Origin of the sequence: Candidatus Corynebacterium faecigallinarum, from assembly GCF_052264515.1 — a bacterium.
Lineage (GTDB): Bacteria > Actinomycetota > Actinomycetes > Mycobacteriales > Mycobacteriaceae > Corynebacterium > Corynebacterium faecigallinarum.
This window is the reverse complement of sequence record NZ_JBQQOC010000010.1, coordinates 60,069-81,895: the sequence shown is the minus strand read 5'-3', so window position 1 is coordinate 81,895 and position 21,827 is coordinate 60,069. Positions and strand designations below refer to the sequence as shown.

Sequence of the window (21,827 nt, the reverse complement as noted above, 5' to 3'; positions counted from 1 at the left end):
GAAGTCCTGACGGTTCTGTGTGCGTGCTCCGCTGCCGTCCCGGGCTAGCTGTACTGCGGCGGTGACCGCGAGTGACGGCTGCTTTCCCTGCGGGTAGAAACCCAGTGCGTAGAGCCCGGCGGTGGTCAGTTCCCCTGTCGGTGTGGTCACGGAGAGGAGCCGACAGAGGTCTTCGTCGGCAATGTCTTTCAGCCGACGACCACAGTGCGTCCGTCCACGCTCACCGGGTACGGGTCGATACGGGGGCGGGGATGATCGACTCCCTCGTCTGACTGGTCACAGCCTGGATCATGTCTTTGGGGGAGTCGACGCCGGTGACGGCGAAGTTCTGACGCTGGCTCACCCCGAGCAGGACCGTTCCTCCCTGGGGCATGTTGGCGAATGCGCAGATCGTCTCTGGCAGGCTGTCCGGGAGGCCTCCGGCAGCGGATAATTCGTGCTGCTACGTACGCGAACACGCTACGCAGGTGTAGGGGGTGTCACTGACGCTCACTGACAATCTTCTTTGTCAGTGAGAGTTCCGTTTTCGCAGTGAGCATCCGGCACGCTCAGCTCTTCACGACGATCTTGCCGGTCACGTGGCCGCGCTCCACCTCACGGTGCGCCTCGGCCATGGTCGCGGCATTCATGCCGAGCATCGTCTCGCCCACGGTGGGGATGATGCGGCCGTCGTCGACCATCCCGGCGATACGGTCCAGGATCACCCCCTGGTCCGCCACGTCGTCGGTGTCGAAGACGACCCGGGTGAACATCGACTCCCAGTGCAGGGAGATCGACTTCCTCTTGAACCCGATGAGGTCGAAGTCCTCCGGATCGTCGATCAGGCACAGACGCGACTGCGGGGCCATCAACTCGGCGAGCTCGCCGGAGTGTCCTGTCGTATGGGTGGTGAAGACGAAGTCGATGCCGTCCGGCTCCAGGTCGAGGACCTGGTCGGCGAGGCTGCGGCGATGGTCGACGACCTCGTGCGCGCCCATTTCCACCACCCAGTCGCGGGACTCCTCACGGGACGCGGTGGCGATCACCGTCAGCCCGGTCAACGCCCGCGCCAGCTGGATCATCACGCTGGGTACGCCACCGGCGCCGCCGAGGATCAACAGTGAACCGTTGGAGTAGATGTCCGCCCCCAGTCGGTCGAACAGCGCCTCCCAGGCGGTCAGGGCGGTCAGCGGCAGCGAGGCCGCCTCGGTGGCGGAACAGGTCGTCGGACGGTGCCCCACGATCCGCTCGTCCACCGCGTGGAACTTCGCGTTCGTGCCGTCGCGGAGCTGACTGCCGGCATAGAAGACCCGGTCGCCGACCTCGAAACGGGAGACGTCCCCACCGACGGCACGGACGACACCGGCGGCGTCGTATCCGAGGATGGGCTGCTCACCGCGGGTGATGGCGTCGGATGCCCGGTGCCGCATCTTCACGTCGATCGGGTTGACCGAGACGGCCTGGACCTCGACGAGGAGATCGCGGGGGCCGACGACGGGGAGGGGCACGGTGACATCGGTGAGGCACCGCGGATCGTCCACCGGAAACTCCCCGGTGACGGCGACGGCGGGCATGGACGAGGGCAGGTCAACAGCGCGAGAATTCATGGTGTCCCATCGTACGGGTTCGAACGATATCGAACAGGACGAGAGGTCCGTGTCCGGACGGGGTGCTGCACCCCCTGTCCCGGCAGCGCGTCATGGCGGCCCTGGAATCCCTCGGTTACGCCTACCGCGTTGACCGCGACCGCCGGGTCAGCGGGAACTGGGGTTTCGCGACGTTGGGTGTTTCCGGTGCCACACCGGTGAGTCCGGCCCCCACCGGCATGGCAACGCACACCGACCGGACGTGACCTGTACCCTGACTGACCATGAGCGAGAGTAGTGATTACGACCTGATCGTCGTCGGCAGCGGTTTCTTCGGACTGACCGTCGCCGAGCGCGCCGCCAGCCAGCTGAACAAGAAGGTGCTCGTCCTCGAGCGCCGCAGTCACATCGGCGGCAACGCCTACTCCGAGGCTGAGCCGGAGACCGGCATCGAGATCCACAAGTACGGTGCTCACCTGTTCCACACCTCCAACAAGCGGGTGTGGGACTACGTCAACCAGTTCACCGACTTCACCGACTACCAGCACCGCGTGTTCGCCATGCATGCCGGCACCGCCTACCAGTTCCCCATGGGCCTGGGCCTGATCAACCAGTTCTTCGGTAAGTACTACAGCCCGGACGAGGCCCGTGAGCTGATCAAGGAGCAGACCGACGGTCTGAACCCGGACGACGCCGCCAACCTCGAGGACAAGGGCATCTCCCTGATCGGACGTCCGCTGTACGAGGCCTTCGTGCGCGACTACACCGCCAAGCAGTGGCAGACCGACCCGAAGGAGTTGCCGGCGGCGAACATCTCCCGTCTGCCGGTGCGCTACACCTTCAACAACCGCTACTTCAACGACACCTACGAGGGACTGCCGGTCGAGGGCTACACCGCGTGGCTGGAGAACATGGCGTCCCACGAGAACATCGAGGTCCGTCTGGACACCGACTGGTTCGAAGTGTGCGACGACCTGCGCGCCGCCAACCGGGACGCACCGGTGGTCTACACCGGCCCGCTGGACCTCTACTTCGACTACGCCGAGGGACACCTCGGCTGGCGCACCCTGGACTTCGAGACCGAGGTGCTGGACACCGGCGACTTCCAGGGCACCCCGGTGATGAACTACAACGACGCGGACGTCCCCTTCACCCGCATCCACGAGTTCCGTCACTTCCACCCGGAGCGCAAGAACTACCCGGACGACAAGACCGTCATCATGAAGGAGTTCAGCCGCTTTGCCGAGGATGGGGACGAGCCGTACTACCCGATCAACACCCCGGAGGACCGGGAGAAGCTGCTGCGCTACCGCGAGCTGGCGAACACTGAGACCGAGAGCAACAAGGTCTTCTTCGGTGGACGCCTCGGCACCTACCAGTACCTCGACATGCACATGGCGATCGGTGCGGCACTGTCGATGTTCGACAACAAGGTCTCCCCGCTGCTGGGTTAACCTCCGCCCCGCTCTCGCTGCGAAATAGCCATACCCCGAGGTACGTTCTGGGCGTCAGAACGTACCTCGGGGTATGGCTATTTGCCCTTGTCAGGGGCGGTCAGTGGCCGCCGGCGGCGATGTTCACCATCCAGTTGATGCCGAAGCGGTCGCGGAGCTGGCCGAAGACATCGTCCCACAGCTGCTTCTGCAGCGGGTGGCTGACTTCGCCTCCCTCGGCCAAGGCGTCGAACCAGCCGGTGATTCTGTCGAGTTCGTCCTCGGTGCCGCCGATCGTCAGCGTCACGGGACGGGCATCGACGTCACGCGGATCGTGTTCGGCGGCGTCACTGGCCATGAAGGTCCAGCCGTCGGTGGTCTCCAGGTGGGCGTGCATCAGCAGATCGACCTTGGCGGGGTCATCCGACCCGCCGCCTTGTCCGAAGGTCATCGTCTGCAGATCTCCTCCGAAGACGGACTGGTAGAAGGTCATGGCCTCGGCGGCGGTGTTACGGAAAGTCAGGTACGGGTTGATCCAGGTGGGCATGATGAATCCTCTCGGTGGTGTCCGTGGTCATGGTGGTGGACCCTCCGGTGGCGGTGGATCGTGTGTGGTGAGGGTCACCGATCCTACAGGCGTAACCTGAGAGCCATGAGCGAGAACACTGACTCCACTCCCTCCACTCCCTCCACCCCCTCCGCATCCGACACTCCCTCCGCCGCCGCCCACCCCTCCACCACCTGGCAGGACAAGACCTGGCACGCGCTCTACCCGGAGTGGGTGCGTCCCGAACTCGACTACGCCGCCGAGCATGAGCGCACCCTCGCCGAGATCTTCGACCATGCCGTGAAGACCTGGCCGAAGCGTCCTGCGATGACGTTCTTCGGCACCACCCTGACCTACGGCGACTACGGCCGGGAGGTCCGCAAGTGCGCCGCGATGCTGCACAACCGCGGCGTGCGCAAGGGCGACTGCGTCGCCATCGCCCTGCCGAACTGTCCGCAGGCACTGATCAGCTTCTACGCGGTGCTCTCCCTCGGGGCGACCGCCACGCTGCACAACCCGCTCTACACCGCCCGCGAGCTCACCGTGGCGTTCAAGGATCACGGCGCGAAGGTCGGCATCTTCTGGGACAAGGCGGTGGACGTCGCCCGGGAACTGCGCACCACCACTCCGCTGGAGCAGATCATCCCGGTCACCATCACCCGCAGCATGCCCTGGTACCTGCAGACCGCACTGAGGATCCCGGTCAAGCCGCTCAGGGCGATGCGCAGCAAGCTCGCCGGCTCCACCGAGGGGCTCACCGAGTGGGGTGACCTGGTCAAGGACGCCTCCGAATCGGAGGGCCGGGCACTGATCGAGACCGCGGAGGTCACCCCGGACGACATCGCCCTGGTGCTCTACACCTCGGGCACCACCGGCGCGCCGAAGGGTGCGGGGCTGAGCCACCGGAACCTGTGCGCCAACATCATCCAGGGCCGCGAGTGGGTGCCGGGGCTGGGCGAGGACGACCAGCCGGAGCGGATGCTCGCCGCGCGGCCGATCTTCCACGCCTACGGACTGACGATGAACATCACCCTCGGCCCGCTGGTAGGCGGCACCGTGATCCTGCTGCCTGCCCCGGAGAAGCCGCTGCTGGCAGGCGCGATGAAGAAGCAGAAGCCGACGTGGATCCCGGGTGTCCCGGCGCTGTACCAGACGATCATGGACATCGCCGAGGAGCAGAAGATCGACATCTCCGGGGTGAAGGCGAGCTTCTCCGGCGCGTCCAGCCTGCCGGTGGAGGTCGTGCGGCGCTGGGAGAACATGACCGGCGGACGTCTGGTGGAGGGCTACGGACTCACCGAGACCTCGCCGATCGTGCTCGGCAACCCGATGAGCGACGACCGGCGTCCCGGTTACGTCGGTGTGCCGTTCCCGGACACGCAGGTGCGCATCGTCTCGCAGGACGATCCGACCGTGGTGTTGCCGGACGGCGAAGCCGGCGAGCTGGTCACCCGTGGCCCGCAGGTCTTCGGCGGCTACCTCAACCGGCCGGACGCCAACGAGTCCTCCTTCGTCACCGGCCAGGACGGTCTGGGGGACTGGTTCCGCACCGGTGACATGGCGGTGATGGAGTCGGATGGTTTCGTGAAGATCGTCTCGCGGATCAAGGAGATGATCGTCACCGGCGGGTTCAACGTGTACCCGCAGGAGGTCGAGGAGGTGCTCGCCGACCACCCGTCGGTGGCTGCGGCCAGTGTCGTCGGTGTGCCGCGGTCGGACGGTTCGGAGACCGTCGCCGCCGGTATCGTGCTGGCCGAGGGGGCACGGTTGGACGAGGAGGTCCTGAAGGACCACTGCCGCGAGGGGTTGGCCCGGTACAAGGTCCCGCGGATCTTCCAGATCTTCGACGAGCTGCCCGCCGATCAGCTGGGCAAGGTGCGCCGGGTGGAGGTCCAGGCGCAGATGACGGGGGAGTAGGGCACGGGGCCCGGTGGTCGGCCCCGTTGTGCGGCCCGCTGCGACTCAGCGAGCCCGGGCCCGCATCAGCCGCATCGCGTTGGCGATGACCACCAGCACCGAAGCCTCGTGGACCAGCATGCCCAGGGACATGGTCACCCCGCCGGCGAGGACCCCCGCCAGGAGCAGGATCACCGTGGCCAGGGCGATGATGATGTTCTGACGCATCACCCGACCGGTGCGACGGGCCAGCCCGACAGCCTCCGGGAGTTTCAGCAGGTCGTCCTCCATCAGGGCGATGTCCGCGGTCTCCATGGCCACGTCGGAGCCGGCCGCACCCATCGCCACACCGATGTCGGCGGTGGCGAGCGCCGGGGCGTCGTTGACCCCGTCGCCGACCATGGCCACGACGTCACCGGAGCTCTGCAGCTTCTGGACGGCCGTGAGCTTGTCCTCGGGCAGCAGAGACGCGTGGACCTGGTCGATGCCGGTGGCCCCGGCGACGGCTTCCGCCACCAGCCTGGTGTCGCCGGTGAGCATCACGACATTGTGCACCCCGGCCTCGTGGAGGCGGATGACCATCTCGGCGGCGTCCTCCCGGATCCGGTCGGCGACCGCGATGATTCCGACGACGGTGTCGTCCACGGCCACGATCATCGGGGTCTGTCCGGCTGCGGCCAGTGATTCGGCTTCCCGGGACGCTCCGTCGATCTGCGCGGACGGCAGGGCGTACTGCTCCATCAGTGCCCGGTTGCCGACCAGGACGGTACTGCCGTCCGCCTGGGTGACAATGCCCTTGCCGGTGACCGGGGTGGTGTCGTCGGGGAGGCCGGTCGGAGGCACCCCGGCGTTTTCGGCCGCGTCGATGATGGCGCGGGCCAGGGGGTGTTCGGAGCCGGCCTCGGCGGCCGCGGCCCAGTGCAGGACGCCGGCCCTGTCACTACCGGGGTCGAGGACGATGACGTCGGTGAGTTCGGGACGACCCTCGGTGAGCGTGCCGGTCTTGTCGACCGCCACGGTCGAGATCTTCGCGGAGGTCTCCAGGTACTCGCCGCCCTTGATGAGGATGCCGTTGCGCGCCGCGCGTCCGATCCCGGCGACAATGGCGACGGGGATGGAGATGACCAGCGCGCCGGGGCAGCCGATGACCAGCAGAGTCAGCGCCAGGACGATGTCCCGGGACACCAGGCCGGCGATGACGGCCAACACGATGACCCCCGGGGTGTACCAGCGGGAGAAACGGTCGATGAAGGCCTGGGTCCTGGCTTTGGCGTCCTGTGCCTCCTCCACCCGGTGGATGATGCGTGCCAGGGTGGTGTCGGATCCGGTGCCGGTGGCCTCGACCTGCAGGAATCCGCCGCGGGAGACGGTTCCGGCGAACACCTGGTCATCGGTCGTCTTGTCCACCGGGATCGATTCGCCGGTGATCGAGGCTTCGTCGACGGCCCCGACACCGGACAGGACGCGTCCGTCCACCGGGACTTTCGCACCGCTCTTGACCAGGACGGTCTCGCCCACCCGGACGTCCCCGGCGGGGACGACCTCCTGGCCGCCGTCGCGCAGGACGACCGCGGTCTCCGGGGCGACGGCGATCAGCTCGGCCAGCGCCGAGCGGGTGCGGTTGAGGGTGGCGGCTTCCAGAGCGTGGCCGATGGCGAAGAGGAAGGTGACCGCCGCGGCCTCCCAGAAGTTTCCGATGGCCACCGCGCCGATGGCGGCCACGGACACCAGCAGGTCGATGCCGATGTCCCGGGCGGCCAGACCGCGCACGGCCTTGACCACGATAGGCGTCCCGGCCACGACTGCGGCGGCGAGCATGGCAAGGTCGCCGAGGCGGAAGACGCCACCGTCATGGGTGGCGTGGGCTCCGGCGTCGAGCCACCACTGTGGACTCACGGTGATGTCGAGCGCGCCGTCGGCGATCCAGCGTAGTGCGAAGGCGATGACGATCAGCACCCCCGACAGGACCGGGACAGCCCAGTTTCCCCTGGTCCGCGCCCAGATCCGGCTGAGGGGGCTCGCGCTGTCTGTGGTGTGCGCGGTGTTCATGGCGGTTCAGCGACCTTTCTCGGTGGGTCCGTCCACTCAGAACGCCGAGGGGGCGGCGGTGTAGCCGGCCTTGGCGACGGCGGCGACCAGGTCGTCCACCGTGACGACGGAGGGGTTGTGCACGATCTCGATGCGGGCGGAGGCGAAGTGGACCTTCACGCTCTCGACACCGTCGAGGCGCCCGACCTTCTTCTCGATCTTGGACACGCACGACGGGCAGGAGAAGCCTTCTGCCCGCAGGACCGTGCGGGTGGTGTTGTCGGTGGAGGATGAGGTGCTCATGGTGGGTTCCTTCCCTGGTTGTTCTCTTTGTCTGACACTTCTGACGGTAGGACTGTGTCGTCCGGGAATCCTTGACCTGGGTCAAGATCGCCGAACTGCCGGGAACCGTCGGCTCTCGTCGGCTCTCCGCGACTCGACGCGACTCTCCGCGACTCTCGGCGACCATCGGTGGCCTCCCCGGCCCGGCCCACCCCGGAGGGCACCGGTATCCTCGGAAGGCATGCCGGACCATGATCTCTGCGTGACGCGGGTGCCGATCTTCCAGGGGCTCAGCCGCGACGACCAGCTGCACGTCGCAGGGTTCATCAGCCCTCTGCACGTACACAAAGGCGATGTGATCTACTCCCCCGGGCAGGCGGTGTCACGGTTGCTGGTGATGCACAGCGGATCACTGAAGGTCAGCAGGATCGGCACCAACGGGCAGGAACGTGTGCTGCGCACCGTGTCCGACGGGGAGCTGGTGGGCGAACGGGCCATGTTGACCGGTGAGCGGTCGGACGACCTGGTCACCGCGCTGGAGGACAGTCGGATGTGCACGTTGGGACATGACGACCTCGCCCGTTTGCTCGGTCGGTACCCGGATGTGGGGATGCGGATGCTGCGTACCGTGTCGGACCGGTTGGCCTCCACCGAGCGGTTGTTGGCGGCGGTGACCTCCAGCGACGTCAGTGCCCGGGTGGCCGCCTACCTGTTGGACCAGCCCGGTCAGGTGCGCGACGGGATGGTCGTGGTGCACCTGCCCATGACGAAGCACGATGTGGCGGCGTATCTGGGGATCACGCCGGAGACGTTGAGCCGGCGGCTGGCGGCGCTGACGTCAGCGGGCATCGTCGAACTGCAGGGGCGGCGGGACGTGGTCGTGCGTGACCCGGATGCCCTGGAGCGCATGGCGGCCGGTGACGCCGATTGAGGGTTGCATCGGGTGGCAGGCCGGACGTCTGCTCAACTGGTGCCGCCGTCGGTCACGGTCCGCCACCGTCGCCCGCTGCCGACCACGGCCGCCCAGGTGTCAGGGGATTCACAGCCTTCTCCCGCGTGCCTGACTACGCGGTGAGGCCGCCGATGGGGGATAATCGTCGGCGTACAACTGTCTAACGGAGGCCGGCGTAACACTTCTATGAGCGCAACCACTGAGATGAGCGACACCCGCGACGAGCAGGCGAACCCCGCCGAGGTCGGTGAGACCACGAGCGACAAGGGCTTCGACCCGCGGCGACTCGCCCGGGTCATCCTGCCGAAGCGCGGTGAACCCAGGGACGTCCGTTCCCTGTACATCGTGGAGAACGAGTCCACCCCGGGGCGTGTCACCGCCCTGGACCGCACGTCTGCCCACATCCCCGCGGGCACCGAGGTCAGCTTCGAGACCTACTTCAACGGATTCCCGGCGTCCTACTGGCGCCGCTGGAGCCAGCTGGACGAGGTCCAGCTCCGTGTCGAGATCACCGGCGACGCCCGCATCGACATCTACCGTTCCAAGATCGACGGCTCGCGCATCGCGGTCACCGGCGGCATCGTCGAGGTCGACGAGGACGGTCACGGTATCGCCGAGTTCACCGTCTCGCTGGCGCCCTTCGAGGACGGCGGCTGGGTCTGGTTCGACATCACCTGTGAGTCCGACACCACCATCCACCAGGCCGGCTGGTACGCCACCAAGGACGCGGCAGGTCAGACGCTCGTGTCCGACACCGTCGTCGTCGACCATGCCACCGGAGAGAGCACCACCCTGAAGGCGGGGGATGTCCTGGACGCCCCTGAGCCGCGGGTGACCATCGGTATCCCCACGTTCAACCGTCCCACCGACGCCGTCGCCGCACTGGAGGCCCTGGCGTCCGACCCGGTCGTCGACTCGGTCATCGACACGCTGATCATGCCCGACCAGGGCTCCAAGCACCCCAATGACGAGCCTGGCTTCCCCGCGGTGCAGGAGCACTTCGGCGACCGGCTGCGCATGCCGGTGCAGGGCAACCTCGGTGGTTCCGGCGGCTACTCCCGCATCATGTACGAGGCCCGCCACCCGGAGCGCGGCACCGACAGCCCGTTCATCCTTTACATGGACGATGACATCGACATCGAGCCGGACAGTGTCCTGCGTTCCCTGGCCGCGTCCCGCTACGCGGCGTCCCCGATGCTCGTCGGCGGCCAGATGCTGAACCTGCAGGAGCGCTCCCACCTGCACACCATGGGTGAGATCATCGACCGCGGCAGCTTCATGTGGACCGCCGCGCCGCACACCCACTACGACCACGACTTCTACAACCATCCGCTGCGCGACCGTGGTGAGTACGGTGAGAACGCCTCCGGCGAGGAGGTCGACTCCAAGGACCTGCACCGCCGCATCGACGCCGACTACAACGGCTGGTGGATGTGCATGATCCCGCGTGTCGTCGCCGACACCGTCGGCCAGCCGCTGCCGCTGTTCATCAAGTGGGACGACGGCGAGTTCGGTCTCCGCGCCCGCGACCACGGCTTCCCGACCGCCTCCTGGCCGGGCATCGCCATCTGGCACATGGCCTGGTCCGACAAGGACGACGCCATCGACTGGCAGGCTTACTTCCACCTGCGCAACCGGCTGATCGTCGCCGCACTGCAGCACGAGGGCAGCCCCAACGGCATCATCACCTCGATGACCAAGGCCACCGCCAAGCATCTGATGTGCCTGGAGTACTCCACCGTCGCCATCCAGAACGAGGCGATGAAGGACTTCCTGGCCGGCCCGGACCAGCTCTTCGAGATCCTGGAGACCGCCCTGCCGCGGATCAACGCGCTGCGCAAGACCTACCCGGACGCCGTGGTCGTTCCGTCGGCCGCAGAGCTTCCCGCCCCGGCCGGTGGCCCCGCGAAGCTGACCGACATCCCGGTGAAGCCCTGGACCAAGATCAGTCGTCTTGCGAAGGTGGTGGCCAACAACCTGCGGTCGGCCGACCCGCACTTCCACGATGTGCCGCAGGTCAACCTGCCGCCCATCGAGGCCCGTTGGTTCTCCCTGGGCCGGCTCGACGGGGTCACCGTGACCACCGCCGACGGCCGTGGCGTGGTGTACCGCAAGCGGGACCGGGACAAGGCGCTGGAGCTGGCGAAGGAGTCCGCCCGCCTGCAGAAGGACGTGATGGCCCGCTTCGACGAGATGCGCCAGCGCTACCGCGTCGCGCACCCCGAGCTGACCAGCGTGGACGCCTGGTCGAAAATCTTCGAGCCGGACACGGTGAGCCTGGAGGGTGACTCCGATGAGTGAGTGCGAGGCCGGGATTCTCGTCAGCCTGCAGGACGCCCTGTTGCCGCAGGGCGGCGGCGCTGACGGCTCCAGGAACAACACCGTGCAAGCGACCGCCCGCGGGCTCAGCCACTTCGGTGAGCACGCCCTCGGCTGGTTCGCCCTGTCCGCCGCTGGTGCCGCACTGTCGGCGACGCGTCCGGAGCAGCGCAACCGGTGGCTGGAGGTGGGCGTCTCGGCGTTCACCGCCCACGCCGCGTCGGTGGTGCTCAAGCGGGTCGTCCGACGGAAGCGTCCGCACGACCCGCGGATCCGCGTCGGGGTCGCCACCCCCTCGAAGCTGAGTTTCCCGTCCTCGCATTCCACCTCGACGGCCGCGGCGCTGGTGTCCACCAGCCGGGTCGTCGGAAACCCCCTGCCCATGGCGGGTATTCCGGTGATGATGCTTTCCCGCCTCATTCTCGGGGTACACTACCCCACCGATGTGGTCGCCGGGGTCGCCCTCGGCGTCGCCACCGAGCAGGCCGTGCACCGTGCGGCCGGTCGCGTTGTGGCCCCCACCGAAACAGTGAAGGAGAGCGTCCGATGACCCGACCAGGGGCAGACCCGGAGTTCGACCCTGCGGAGACCCAGGACACCAATGAGCGTCCGGTGTTCATCGGCTCCGAGCCGCACACGTCCGGGCTCGAGGAGCCCGCGCAGTGGGAGGACCGGACCTACGCCCAGGCGGAGGCCGAGGGTGCCGCCGACACCGACGGTGCCGGCCCCAAGGCGCCGAAGAACCTGCCGGACGCGATGATCAAGGCGCTGCGGCCGAAGCAGTGGGTGAAGAACGTCCTGGTGGTCGCCGCACCGGCCGCCGCCGGTGGCGAGCTGCTCTTCGACGGTCGGGTCATCACCGACATCCTCATCGCCTTCATCGTCTTCTGTCTCGGTGCGTCCTCGATCTACCTGGTCAACGATGCCAAGGACGTCGAGTCCGACCGCCAGCACCCGACCAAGCGCTTCCGTCCGATCGCGGCCGGTATGCTCCCGGTCGGCCTGGCCTACGCCATGGCGGTGACGTTGATCGTCGCCGCCGTGGGGCTGAGTTTCCTGGCCACCAACGGTGCGCCCCTGGCGATCGTCATCGCGGTGTACATCGGGCTGCAGCTGGGCTACTGCTTCGGCTGGAAGCACCAGCCGGTCATCGACATCGCCCTGGTGTCCAGCGGATTCATGCTGCGCACCATGGCCGGTGGTGTGGCCGCCGGGATTGTGCTGTCGCAGTGGTTCCTGCTGATCGCCGCCTTCGGTTCGCTGTTCATGGCCGCGGGTAAGCGCTATGCGGAGTTGAAGCTGTCGCTGCGGTCCGGGGCGAAGATCCGCAAGTCCCTGGAGAGCTACACCCCGACCTACCTCCGTTTCGTGTGGACGCTGGCGGCCACCGCCGTCGTCGTGTTCTACGCCCTGTGGGGCTTCGACATGAGCCAGGCGCACCCCGGCCAGGCCGCGGTCTGGTACCAGATCTCGATGGTGCCCTTCACCGTGGCGATCCTGCGGTACGCCGCGGACGTCGACCGGGGCGAGGGTGGTGCGCCGGACGAAATCGCGCTCAACGACCGCACCCTGCAGGCACTGGCCCTGCTGTGGGTCGCCACGATCGCCGTCGCGGTGTACCTGATCCCCGCTTTGACCTAGTTTTCCCTGGTCGGGATGCCGGTGGCCGGGTCTGATCGGACCGGATACGGCGGAATCCGTTTCGGGTGTAACGCCCCGGTGGGTTCCGCCGTTTTATTGTCAGACAAGATCACTTTTTGGTAACGTCCCTCGGGTGATGTTTGCCTCCGCCTAACCAGGCCCGCACCACCGGGCCAGCCACCGAGGCGGGGGATGCAAGTGAGACTGTGGTGACGCACGTTTCAAGAGACGCATGTAAAGGATGACATGAAGACTGCTTCCGGAAAGCACCGGTCCGCGACCGGTTCGATGGGCCGAAAGGTCCTCGCCCTGATCGTCGCGATCGGTACCGCCCTGGGTGTCGCCACGGTGGCTGCGCCGAGCGCCGCTGCAGACGATCGGGGCATCCTGGGCCCGAACTGTACCTGGAGTAACGACAAGTACTACGTGCAGAACTGCTGGTTCAACTCCCCGTCCATGGGGCAGAAGATCCAGGTGCAGATCAAGCGCTCCAACAGCGACGCCGCCATCTACCTGCTGGACGGCCTGCGTGCCCGCCAGGACTGGAACGGCTGGACCAAGCAGGGCTTCGCCCACCGGATGTTCGTCAACGACGACGTCAACTTGATCATGCCGGTCGGTGGCCCCTCCCAGTTCTACGCTGACTGGATCGGCCCCTACGGTGGCACCAAGGGTCCGTTCAAGCCCCGCTGGGAGACCTTCCTGACTCAGGAGCTGCCGTACCAGCTGCAGCGTGACTACGGCATCAGCCCGAACCGCAACGCCCTGGTTGGCCTGTCGATGGGTGGTACCGCCGCCATCAACCTGGCTTCGCGTCACCGCAACCAGTTCAAGCAGGCGACCACGCTGTCCGGTTACCTGAACACCACCTACCCGGGTATGTACATGGCCCTGCAGTACGCCATGAACGAGGGTTCCCCGGGCGCGAACGTCTGGGACATGTGGGGCCACCCGCTGCACCCGACCCGTTTCCAGAACGACCCGCTGCTCAACGCACCGAAGCTCACCGGCATGCCGGTGTACATCTCCGCCGCCGGCGGTATCCCCGGCCCGCGCGACGACTTCATGGCCAACCCGGCCGGTGGTGTCGCCGGTGTCGCCCTGGAGTGGGTCTCCCGCGGCTCCACCGCCACTTTCGAGCTGGCCGCCCGTGCCGCCGGTGCCCGCGTCGACGTGAGCTACCCGGCCGTCGGTGTCCACAACTGGACCCTGTGGAACCCAGAGCTGCAGAAGGCACGTCCGAAGATCCTGGACGCCCTGAACGTCTGATACCGCGCCGGCAAGGTGACCTGCTAGTCGCCGACAGCGCAGGTCGACCGCGTGGGATGACCGGGCGTGACGCCCGATCCACCCGAGGGGGTGGGACCCGAGAAGGGTCCCACCCCCTCGGGTTTTCTGTCTTTCGGCCCCCGCATCATTCGGGTTCCCGCCCTCGTCACCTCAGTCCCGCTCCCGGGTGGTTCTGACCCCTCCTCACCGCCCGGGAGCGGGAGTGAGAGCAACTCGGGCGAAACCCCGTCAGGTTTGAGGTGCGTGAGGGTGGTTCTCGCGGCGCAAACCACCCTGGAACACCTCAAACCTGACACGGAAGATGGCCCGCTGAAGCAGATGGGAGTGCCTCCCCGGGTGAAACCTCTCCCACCGGCGGTGAGGGAGGCCTACACTTGGCCGACATGAATGCAGAATCATCGGCTGCACCGACAGGATCGTCCGGACCGGGAGAGCGGCAGCCCACGTCACCGGAGCGTCCTCGGCTGCGACGACGCCCCGTCGACCGGGGTGAGCGCCCCTACCTGCGGGGACGATTGCACGAGAACTCCGCCTGGTATTTCGGGGGAACCGGGACCGCGCTGACCATCACGTCCTTCGTCCTGCACGGTTCGGCGGCGCTGTCGTGGATCACTGCGCTGTACGCCCTGTGTCTCATCGGCCTGTTCACCGTCTCCGCGCTGTACCACCGGGCACCCTGGCGCAGCGTGAACACGGTGCAGGCCTGGCGGCGCGCCGACCACTCGATGATCGCCGTGTTCATTGCCGGCACATACGGGCCGGTTTCGGTCTTCGCCTTCGACAGCTGGTCGGAGGGACTGTGGATCCTGCCGGCATGTTGGGCATTGGCGATCGCCGCCGTGGCATTGAACGTGTTCTGGATCGGTCACCCGCGGTGGGTGGACGTGGTGGTCTACCTGGCTCTCGGCTGGTTGGCGCTGCTGAAGATCGGAGGCTTCGTTGAGGTTATCCCGACGATCCCGGGGCTGTTGATCGTGCTCGGTGGCATCGTGTACACACTGGGTGCGGTGGTCTACGGGCTGAAACTGCCGAACCCCTCGGACCGCTGGTTCGGATTCCACGAGGTCTTCCACGCCGCCACGATCGTCGCCGGTGGACTGCACCACATCGCGATCTGGTTGCTCATCCTCGGCTGATCCGCCGCGGATCGGTCGCCGCGACGTCACCTGCTAAGTTAAGTCTCAAGTAAAACTTGATAGTTGTGGCGTGTTGCCACGGTAACCGCGATGTTCGTTGCCATAATGACCGTGCACAACACAACTACAACGTCATGAACCACTCAACTGGCCGGACAACGGACGTCGGTCGGGGAGACAGCGGGAGGGGAACCCGCTGCCTGGCCCCGGCGAGACCGGTGCCACGGCATGCCGCACGGTCATGGCCTGTTGAGCACCGACCAACGAAGGAAGAACGTCACCACCATGCGAATCGCCGCTAACACCCCGAACGGGAAGTCCCCTGTCAGCCGCACAACGCGGCGACTCAGCGCCGCCGTGCTCGCGGTGCCGCTCTCCCTCGCGCTTGCTCTGCCGCTGTCGGCCCCGGCCGCAGCCCAGGGTCCCGGTTCCGGCACCAGCTACCTGGAGCCCGACGAGGTCCCGGAGCGTACCCCCCAGAACATCACCGAGCAGGACCTGCCCGGTCTGCCCGACGGTGTCGACGTCGACCGTGTCGAGTGGATCGGTGACCGGTGGGCCAACGTCTACATCAACACCCCGTCCATGCCGGAGGAGCCGGTCCTCGTCCAGATCCTGCTGGCCCGCGACTGGTACAACCAGCCCGACCGGGACTTCCCGGCCGTCTGGGCGATGGACGGCCTGCGCGCCGAGGACCGCGAGTCCGGTTGGACGCTGATGACCAACATCCAGCAGTTCTACGCCGACAAGAACGTCAACGTCATCATGCCCGTCGGCGGCAACTCCTCCTTCTACACCGACTGGGAGGAGCAGCCCGAGCAGGGCAAGACCTACAAGTGGGAGACCTTCCTGACCCAGGAGCTCCCCGCCGTCCTGCGTCAGGGCTGGCGCACCAACGAACAGCGTGCGATCACCGGTATCTCCATGGGCGGCACCGCCGCGATGAACCTGGCGCACCGCCACCCGGACCTCTTCCAGTTCGTCGGCTCCTTCTCCGGCTACCTGGACACCACCTCGCCGGGTATCCCGCAGGCGATCAACTACGCCACCAACGAGGGCGCCGGCTACGACGCCCAGAAGATGTGGGGCTCCTACGGCGGTCCGCGCTGGCAGGAGAACGACCCGAAGCAGCACGTGGGCAAGCTGAAGGACATGACCGTCTACGTCTCCGCGGGCAACGGCAACGCCGGCCCCTACGACCGTGAGGGTGCGATCCCGGGCTACCCGGCCAACCCCGCGGCCTTCGGTCTCGAGGCGATGTCCCGGATGACCACCCAGACCTTCACCACCGCCGCGCAGCGCGAGGGTGTCGACGTCATCGCCAAGTACCGTCCGTCCGGTACCCACGACTGGCCGTACTGGCAGTACGAGATGACCCAGGCCTGGCCCTACATCGCGAAGACCTTCGGTCTGTCCAAGGAGGACCAGGGTGCGGACTGCAAGGCAGTCGGACGCATCGCCGAGGCGGAGAAGCGCCAGCGCAGCCACAACCTGGGCACCTGCACCACCAACGAGTACGACGCCGCCGGTGGCGGCAAGGTCCAGGACTTCCGCAACGGACGCATCTACTGGAAGAAGGGAGCCGACAAGGCCTACGCCACCTGGGGTCGCATCGGTGCCGCCTACTCCGGCATGGGCGGTCCGTCCGAGTGGCTGGGCTACCCGATCGCCGAGGAACAGAAGCTCACCGGTGGGGGCTTCCTGCAGCGCTTCGAGCACGGCATCATCTACTGGACCCCGCAGACCGGTGCCCAGCCGGTGAAGAACGACATCGTCGACGCCTGGGGCAAGCACAAGTGGGAGACCGGTGCCTTCGGCTACCCGGTCGGCCCGGCGAAGCAGGTTGCCGGCGGCGGAGCCACCCAGGAGTTCCAGAACGGTGTGGCCGTGCGGGACAAGGACGGCAAGGTCTACATGATCGAGGGCCAGATCGGCAAGAAGTACCTCGAGGCCGGCGGTCCGGAGAATGGCTACCTCGGCTTCCCGACCAGTGAAGAGAAAAAGGTCAAGGGTGGCGCGTTCACCGAGTTCGAGCACGGCAACATCTACTGGTCGGCCTCCACCGGTGCGAAGATCATCAAGCGTGGCGAGATCTTCAAGGCCTGGGGCGACGACAAGTACGAGCAGGGTAAGTTCGGTTGGCCGGTGGAGGACCAGTCCTCGATCGACGCCGGTGGTGAGGTCGTGAAGTTCCAGAACGGCGAGATCCGCCACGTCAACGGCAAGATCGAGAAGGGTCTGAACTAATGCACACGCACAAGACAGTGGCCGGGAAGATCAGCCTGGCGGCGGTGTCCGTCCTGTTCGCAGCCTCGGTCGCGGCCTGTGGCGGGGACTCCACGGTCGACAACGACTCCACCGAGGTGCCGAGCGTCACCGCAGCCCCGGAGTCGGACGCCACGTCGACGGGCACGCCGCCGGAGACCGACGGCAGCGCGGATTCTGGTTCTGCGCCCGGTGGCGAGAACGCCCCGCAGGACGGCTCGGTCGAGGAGGTCGAGGAGCCCGGCGGTGAGCCGGCCCCGCGGACCGACCAGGACGACGCCTTCCTCGCCCAGTTGAAGGACAACGGCATCGACGTCGAGGACCGGGGCATCGAGGACCAGGTCATCGCCTCGGGCCACGAGCAGTGCTTGGCGAATGAGGAGGGACGCCCCAGCTTCGTCGTCCCGATGGTCGCCGGCCAGCTGCAGGCCCTGGAGCTCACCGACGTGGATCCGGAGGAGGCCGGCCGCATCATCCGTGAGGCCGCCGAGGCCCACTACTGCGGCTAGGGCGTGCCGACGGGTCCGGCCGGGTGACCAGGCCGATTTAACCGGTGCACTGGCTCCGCCGGTCCACCCCGAAAGTTGACCCCGTCGGTTGACGACTGGGTCACATTTTCGTGGATCCTGCACTGAGGGAAACGAAATGTTGCTTACGATCATGCGGTGAATCTGACATCCCTTTCCGTGTCCACCGTTCTCCGTCGCGGCGCTGCCGCGACCGTCGCCGCACTGACCGCCCTGGGCCTGGCGTACTAGGCTGTCGCCGCGCCGGACGATGCCGCCGACACAGCCGCCGGCTCCGATTTGCCCGCATCCTCGCCCGGCTCGGCCGGTTCCGTCGGTGCCGGCAGCAACGCCAGTGACGCCAACCTTGCCGACCAGATCACCGGCTCGAGCATCAACCCCGAACAGGCCAGCGTCCCGGACGAGGCCCCGGGCGTCCCCGACGGCGTCGAGATAACCCAGGTCGACGACCTCGACGGTGAGAATTGCCACGTCAAGCGGCTGCACATCCAGTCCCAGGCCATGCCCGACGGCGAGTTCATGTGGGACGGCGACCTCGCCGGCGAGCAGCGCGGCGAGATGCTCGTCGAACTCATCCTCCCGCGCGACTGGTACACCGACCCGGACGCCACCTTCCCCTCCCTCTACGGGCTCAACGGCCTCTACGGCAGTGAGTACTCCAGCGCCTGGCTCCAGGAGAACCGCGGCGACGGGGCCGAGTTCTTCAAGGACAAGAACATCATGGCCGTCCTGCCGGTCGGTGGGCAGGCGTCCTTCTACAGTGACTGGCAGAACGAGGACCGGGGCGACAACCTGAAGTGGGAGACCTTCCTCACCGAGGAACTGCCCCGCCCGCTCGCCCGCGACCGGCGCACGAACAACCACCGCGGGGCGATGGGTGTGTCCATGGGTGCCACGGCTTCGGTCCTGCTCGCTCAACGTCACCCGCACCTGTTCCAGTTCGCCGGGTCGATGTCCGGCTTCCTCGACACATCCTCACCAGGCATGCCCGAGGCGTTGGACTACATGCTCGACCCGTACTCCCGCGATGCGCAGAACATGTGGGGGCCGTACTACTCCAGCGGCTGGTTCAACAACGACCCGAAGCTGATGCTCGGCAACCTGCGCAACTCCACCGTCTTCGTCTCCTCGGGCACCGGTAACCCGTACCCGGGGGAGGGCTACGGCGACCCGGCGACCGACCAGATCAACCAGGTGGTCGAGGGGATGTCGCGGTTGAGCTCGCGGACCTTCACCGCCCAGGCGGCAATCGCCGGGGTGAAGATGCACACGAACATGCGACCGCAGGGGTCGCACAACTGGATGTCCTGGAAGAAGGACATGGAGGCCGCCTGGCCGGTGACCGTCGAGGCGCTGAACGTCGACCAGTAGGATCGCGCAGGGTCCCACTGGAGCGGGACGGGCGGAACGTGTGTGCAGTTAGAAGTACCTCTTCGGGAAGTTGATGTATACACTGTCTCCACTGACCGTTTTTCGAAGGAGACGCCCATAATGTCCTCATCCTCCCGACGGCCCCGATCTGGCCAGAGGATCATCGCCACCGCCGTCACTGCGGCCCTCGCCTTCACCTCGTTCGCCGTTGTCCCGAGCGCCATCGCGCAGGACGACGAGTCTGACGCCGCCGCCGCGCAGGACGCCGCGGCACAGGACGCCCCGGATATCGCGGACGTCCCGGATGACACCCGTGGTGTCACCGCCCCGGAGAACTCGCCCCTGGCGTTCATGGACCCGGGTCCCTCACCGCAGCGCGACACCATGCGCGTCACCGAACAGGATCTCCCGAACCTCCCGGACGGTGTGTCCGTGGAGAAGGTCGAGTGGATCAACGACCGTTGGGCCAAGCTCCACATCAACTCTGCGGCCATGCCGGAGGAGCCCGTCCAGGTCCAGGTCCACCTGGCCCGCGACTGGTACAGCCACCCGGAGAGGACCTTCCCCTCGGTCTGGCAGCTTGGCCCGCTGTACAGCGACGAGAATGAGTCCGCCTGGTCGTATGCCACCGATGCCGTCCGCTACTACGCGGACAAGAACGTCAACCTGGTGCTGCCGGTCGGCGGCGGCGGGTCCTTCTACACCGACTGGCAACAGTCGGACGGCGGCAAGAACTTCCAGTGGGAGACCTTCCTGACCAAGGAACTCCCGCCCATCCTGGAACAGGGCTGGCGCACCAATGAGCGCCGTGCGGTCAATGGCCTGTCCATGGGTGCCACCGGTGCGACCATCCTGGCAGGACGCAACGCCGAGATGTTCGACTTCGTCGCCTCCTTCTCCGGCTACCTCGACACCACCTCGCCGGGCATGCCCTACGCTTTCGGCCAGATCGCCGGCCAGGCCGGCTTCGACGCCACGAAGATGTGGGGCCCCTACTACTCGGCGGACTGGTTCGCCCACGACCCGAAGCTGCTGGTGCGCAACTTCAAGCGGGAAGGGACCAGGGTCTACGTCGCCGCCGGAAACGGCTTGGCCGGCAACTGGGACACGGACAACAACATCCCCGGCAGCCCGGACAACGTCCAGGGCGGTGGTATGGAGGCTGCGTCCCGCGTGACCAGCCAGACCTTCGTCAACGCCGCGAAGCTCGCCGGGGTCGACGTGATCAGCAAGTTCCGCCCCAACGGCACGCACACCTGGCCGTACTGGGAGTACGAGATGGAGCACAGCTGGTCGTACATGGCCGAGTCCCTGGGCCTGTCCGAGGACGACAGTTCGGTGGAGTGCGAGGCCGAGGGCAAGTTCGCCGAGGCCGTGGAGCGCTACCGCACCAACCACAACAACTGGGACCTGGGCGACTGCATCAGCCAGGTCTACGAGATCACCGATGAGGACGGCAACGTCACCGGCACCGCCCAGGACTTCCGCGCCGGTGTGCTCTACCTGCAGGGCGGCGAGCTCGACGACCCGGAGGCCGGCGAGGCCGAGGCTATCGCCACCTGGGGTCGCACCAGCGGGAAGTACCGTGAGGTGGGAGGCCCTAACTCCTGGCTCGGTTGGCCGAAGGAGCCGGACTCCCGGGGTCGTGACGGCGGCGCCTGGGCCCAGTTCGAGAACGGCTACATCTACTGGCACCGCGTCCAGGGTGATGCGGGTCCGGTGACCATGCGTCGGGACGTCTTCGAGCGTTGGGAACGTGAGGACTACGAGTACGGTCCCTGGGGCTACCCGGTATCTGACGAAAGGGACATCAGGATCGGCGGTGAGATCGGCCAGGTCCAGGACTTCGAGAACGGTATCGCGGTGCGGACCCCGGACGACGACGTCCGACTGCTGCACGGCGGGATCGCCGAGCGCTTCATGGGTCTGGGCACCGCCGACCGCAACCGCCTCGGCTTCCCGGCCGGTGACCACTCGGCGACCCATGTCCCGGGCTACTTCACCGACTTCGACAACGGCGTCATCTATTGGTCGCAGGCGAACGGCGCCGCGGTGATCTACCACGGCCCGATCTTCGACCGTTACCGCGAGCTGGGCTTCGAGGGCGGCCGTCTGGGCTTCCTTGTGGAGGACGAGGTTATCAACGCCGACGGCAGTCGCGTGGCTGTCTTCGAGAACGGGACGCTGCGTTCTGACCGTGAGGGCAATGTCACCGAGGAGGACACTGGCGTCGACCGGAAGTACGACTCGCTGACGGACGCGCAGAAGGAAGAGCTCGGCGAGGTGAATGACGAGGGTACGACTCGGGAGTCCCCGGACGGTACCCGCGGTCTATACCGCGACTACAAGGGCGGGGTCGTCTACTGGTCCGCCAAGCACGGCGGTGCAGTGATCTTCTCCACCGGGGTCCTGAACCTCTATGCCTCCACCGGCAACGAGAGCGGCCGCTACGGCTTCCTCGTCGAGGACGAGACCGTCAACGCCGACGGCAGCCGCGAGGCCGTCTTCGAGCGAGGCACGATCACCATGGATAGCGACGGCAACGTCACCGGCTCCCTGGAGGATTAGGCCGCGC

At 66.9% G+C, this 21,827-nt stretch carries 17 protein-coding genes; 12 read left to right on the top strand and 5 right to left on the bottom strand.

Annotated elements, in window-relative coordinates; translation table 11 throughout:
* Nucleotides 1–220: 220 nt before the first annotated feature.
* Nucleotides 221–373: a hypothetical protein gene (locus ACTXPP_RS07180; protein WP_301498196.1), complete on the bottom strand. Its 153-nt coding sequence runs from the start codon at nucleotides 371–373 to the stop codon at nucleotides 221–223.
* A gap of 175 nt (nucleotides 374–548) precedes the next feature.
* Nucleotides 549–1,586, bottom strand: a complete 1,038-nt coding sequence (locus ACTXPP_RS07175; protein ID WP_301498195.1) for a zinc-binding alcohol dehydrogenase family protein — start codon at nucleotides 1,584–1,586, stop codon at nucleotides 549–551.
* A gap of 263 nt (nucleotides 1,587–1,849) precedes the next feature.
* Here ACTXPP_RS07175 and glf point away from each other — a divergent pair, with 263 nt between their 5' ends.
* Nucleotides 1,850–3,019 carry a UDP-galactopyranose mutase gene (gene glf / locus ACTXPP_RS07170; RefSeq protein WP_443341530.1) on the top strand — a complete coding sequence of 390 codons (1,170 nt, stop codon included), beginning with the start codon at nucleotides 1,850–1,852 and terminating at the stop codon, nucleotides 3,017–3,019.
* A gap of 100 nt (nucleotides 3,020–3,119) precedes the next feature.
* Here the strand turns inward: glf and ACTXPP_RS07165 are convergent, their stop codons facing one another.
* A complete protein-coding gene (locus ACTXPP_RS07165; protein ID WP_443341529.1) occupies nucleotides 3,120–3,545 on the bottom strand; it encodes a VOC family protein in 426 nt (141 codons plus the stop codon).
* A 105-nt stretch (nucleotides 3,546–3,650) separates the two neighbouring features.
* Here ACTXPP_RS07165 and ACTXPP_RS07160 point away from each other — a divergent pair, with 105 nt between their 5' ends.
* On the top strand, nucleotides 3,651–5,462 hold the full coding sequence (locus ACTXPP_RS07160; RefSeq protein ID WP_443341527.1) for a long-chain-fatty-acid--CoA ligase: 1,812 nt from the start codon (nucleotides 3,651–3,653) through the stop codon (nucleotides 5,460–5,462).
* Between the two features lie 45 nt (nucleotides 5,463–5,507).
* Here the strand turns inward: ACTXPP_RS07160 and ACTXPP_RS07155 are convergent, their stop codons facing one another.
* Both ACTXPP_RS07155 and ACTXPP_RS07150 read right to left on the bottom strand, forming a co-directional pair.
* Complete coding sequence (locus tag ACTXPP_RS07155) at nucleotides 5,508–7,490, bottom strand: heavy metal translocating P-type ATPase (protein ID WP_443341526.1); 1,983 nt, start codon at nucleotides 7,488–7,490, stop codon at nucleotides 5,508–5,510.
* 36 nt (nucleotides 7,491–7,526) lie between these two features.
* Nucleotides 7,527–7,772 (bottom strand): heavy-metal-associated domain-containing protein, encoded by a 246-nt coding sequence (locus ACTXPP_RS07150; protein ID WP_301498518.1) that lies wholly within the window; start codon nucleotides 7,770–7,772, stop codon nucleotides 7,527–7,529.
* Nucleotides 7,773–7,992: 220 nt separating this feature from the next.
* Between ACTXPP_RS07150 and ACTXPP_RS07145 the strand changes: the two genes are divergently transcribed.
* The 10 genes from ACTXPP_RS07145 to ACTXPP_RS07100 all read left to right on the top strand — a co-directional run bounded on the left by ACTXPP_RS07145 (nucleotide 7,993) and on the right by ACTXPP_RS07100 (nucleotide 21,820).
* Entirely contained in the window at nucleotides 7,993–8,682 is a 690-nt protein-coding gene (locus tag ACTXPP_RS07145; protein WP_443341525.1) for a Crp/Fnr family transcriptional regulator, read from the top strand.
* 207 nt (nucleotides 8,683–8,889) lie between these two features.
* Entirely contained in the window at nucleotides 8,890–11,004 is a 2,115-nt protein-coding gene (locus ACTXPP_RS07140) for a glycosyltransferase (protein WP_443341524.1), read from the top strand.
* A complete protein-coding gene (locus ACTXPP_RS07135) occupies nucleotides 10,997–11,572 on the top strand; it encodes a phosphatase PAP2 family protein (protein WP_443341522.1) in 576 nt (191 codons plus the stop codon). The genes ACTXPP_RS07140 and ACTXPP_RS07135 overlap by 8 nt, the downstream gene beginning before the upstream one ends.
* Entirely contained in the window at nucleotides 11,569–12,663 is a 1,095-nt protein-coding gene (locus ACTXPP_RS07130) for a decaprenyl-phosphate phosphoribosyltransferase (RefSeq protein ID WP_301496581.1), read from the top strand. The genes ACTXPP_RS07135 and ACTXPP_RS07130 overlap by 4 nt, the downstream gene beginning before the upstream one ends.
* A 246-nt stretch (nucleotides 12,664–12,909) precedes the next feature.
* Nucleotides 12,910–13,932, top strand: a complete 1,023-nt coding sequence (locus ACTXPP_RS07125; protein WP_443341520.1) for an alpha/beta hydrolase — start codon at nucleotides 12,910–12,912, stop codon at nucleotides 13,930–13,932.
* A gap of 395 nt (nucleotides 13,933–14,327) precedes the next feature.
* Nucleotides 14,328–15,089 carry a PAQR family membrane homeostasis protein TrhA gene (gene trhA / locus ACTXPP_RS07120; protein ID WP_443341517.1) on the top strand — a complete coding sequence of 254 codons (762 nt, stop codon included), beginning with the start codon at nucleotides 14,328–14,330 and terminating at the stop codon, nucleotides 15,087–15,089.
* Between the two features lie 285 nt (nucleotides 15,090–15,374).
* Nucleotides 15,375–17,336 (top strand): alpha/beta hydrolase-fold protein, encoded by a 1,962-nt coding sequence (locus tag ACTXPP_RS07115; protein WP_443341515.1) that lies wholly within the window; start codon nucleotides 15,375–15,377, stop codon nucleotides 17,334–17,336.
* Nucleotides 17,336–17,863, top strand: a complete 528-nt coding sequence (locus ACTXPP_RS07110) for a DUF732 domain-containing protein (RefSeq protein WP_443341514.1) — start codon at nucleotides 17,336–17,338, stop codon at nucleotides 17,861–17,863. Before ACTXPP_RS07115 ends, ACTXPP_RS07110 begins: the two co-directional genes overlap by 1 nt.
* 297 nt (nucleotides 17,864–18,160) lie before the next feature.
* Nucleotides 18,161–19,252: an alpha/beta hydrolase gene (locus ACTXPP_RS07105; protein ID WP_443341513.1), complete on the top strand. Its 1,092-nt coding sequence runs from the start codon at nucleotides 18,161–18,163 to the stop codon at nucleotides 19,250–19,252.
* 120 nt (nucleotides 19,253–19,372) lie between these two features.
* Nucleotides 19,373–21,820: an alpha/beta hydrolase-fold protein gene (locus ACTXPP_RS07100; protein WP_443341512.1), complete on the top strand. Its 2,448-nt coding sequence runs from the start codon at nucleotides 19,373–19,375 to the stop codon at nucleotides 21,818–21,820.
* Nucleotides 21,821–21,827 lie beyond the last annotated feature (7 nt).

Bases quoted from the DNA above. Each gene is read 5' to 3' on its own strand.
- ACTXPP_RS07110 (WP_443341514.1), top strand. From the start codon at position 17,336: ATGCACACGCACAAGACAGTGGCCGGGAAGATCAGCCTGGCGGCGGTG.
- ACTXPP_RS07155 (WP_443341526.1), bottom strand. From the start codon at position 7,490: ATGAACACCGCGCACACCACAGACAGCGCGAGCCCCCTCAGCCGGATC.
- ACTXPP_RS07165 (WP_443341529.1), bottom strand. From the start codon at position 3,545: ATGCCCACCTGGATCAACCCGTACCTGACTTTCCGTAACACCGCCGCC.
- ACTXPP_RS07135 (WP_443341522.1), top strand. From the start codon at position 10,997: ATGAGTGAGTGCGAGGCCGGGATTCTCGTCAGCCTGCAGGACGCCCTG.
- ACTXPP_RS07130 (WP_301496581.1), top strand. From the start codon at position 11,569: ATGACCCGACCAGGGGCAGACCCGGAGTTCGACCCTGCGGAGACCCAG.
- ACTXPP_RS07175 (WP_301498195.1), bottom strand. From the start codon at position 1,586: ATGAATTCTCGCGCTGTTGACCTGCCCTCGTCCATGCCCGCCGTCGCC.
- ACTXPP_RS07140 (WP_443341524.1), top strand. From the start codon at position 8,890: ATGAGCGCAACCACTGAGATGAGCGACACCCGCGACGAGCAGGCGAAC.
- ACTXPP_RS07115 (WP_443341515.1), top strand. From the start codon at position 15,375: ATGCGAATCGCCGCTAACACCCCGAACGGGAAGTCCCCTGTCAGCCGC.
- ACTXPP_RS07125 (WP_443341520.1), top strand. From the start codon at position 12,910: ATGAAGACTGCTTCCGGAAAGCACCGGTCCGCGACCGGTTCGATGGGC.
- glf (WP_443341530.1), top strand. From the start codon at position 1,850: ATGAGCGAGAGTAGTGATTACGACCTGATCGTCGTCGGCAGCGGTTTC.
- ACTXPP_RS07180 (WP_301498196.1), bottom strand. From the start codon at position 373: ATGCCCCAGGGAGGAACGGTCCTGCTCGGGGTGAGCCAGCGTCAGAAC.
- ACTXPP_RS07100 (WP_443341512.1), top strand. From the start codon at position 19,373: ATGTCCTCATCCTCCCGACGGCCCCGATCTGGCCAGAGGATCATCGCC.
- ACTXPP_RS07145 (WP_443341525.1), top strand. From the start codon at position 7,993: ATGCCGGACCATGATCTCTGCGTGACGCGGGTGCCGATCTTCCAGGGG.
- ACTXPP_RS07150 (WP_301498518.1), bottom strand. From the start codon at position 7,772: ATGAGCACCTCATCCTCCACCGACAACACCACCCGCACGGTCCTGCGG.
- ACTXPP_RS07160 (WP_443341527.1), top strand. From the start codon at position 3,651: ATGAGCGAGAACACTGACTCCACTCCCTCCACTCCCTCCACCCCCTCC.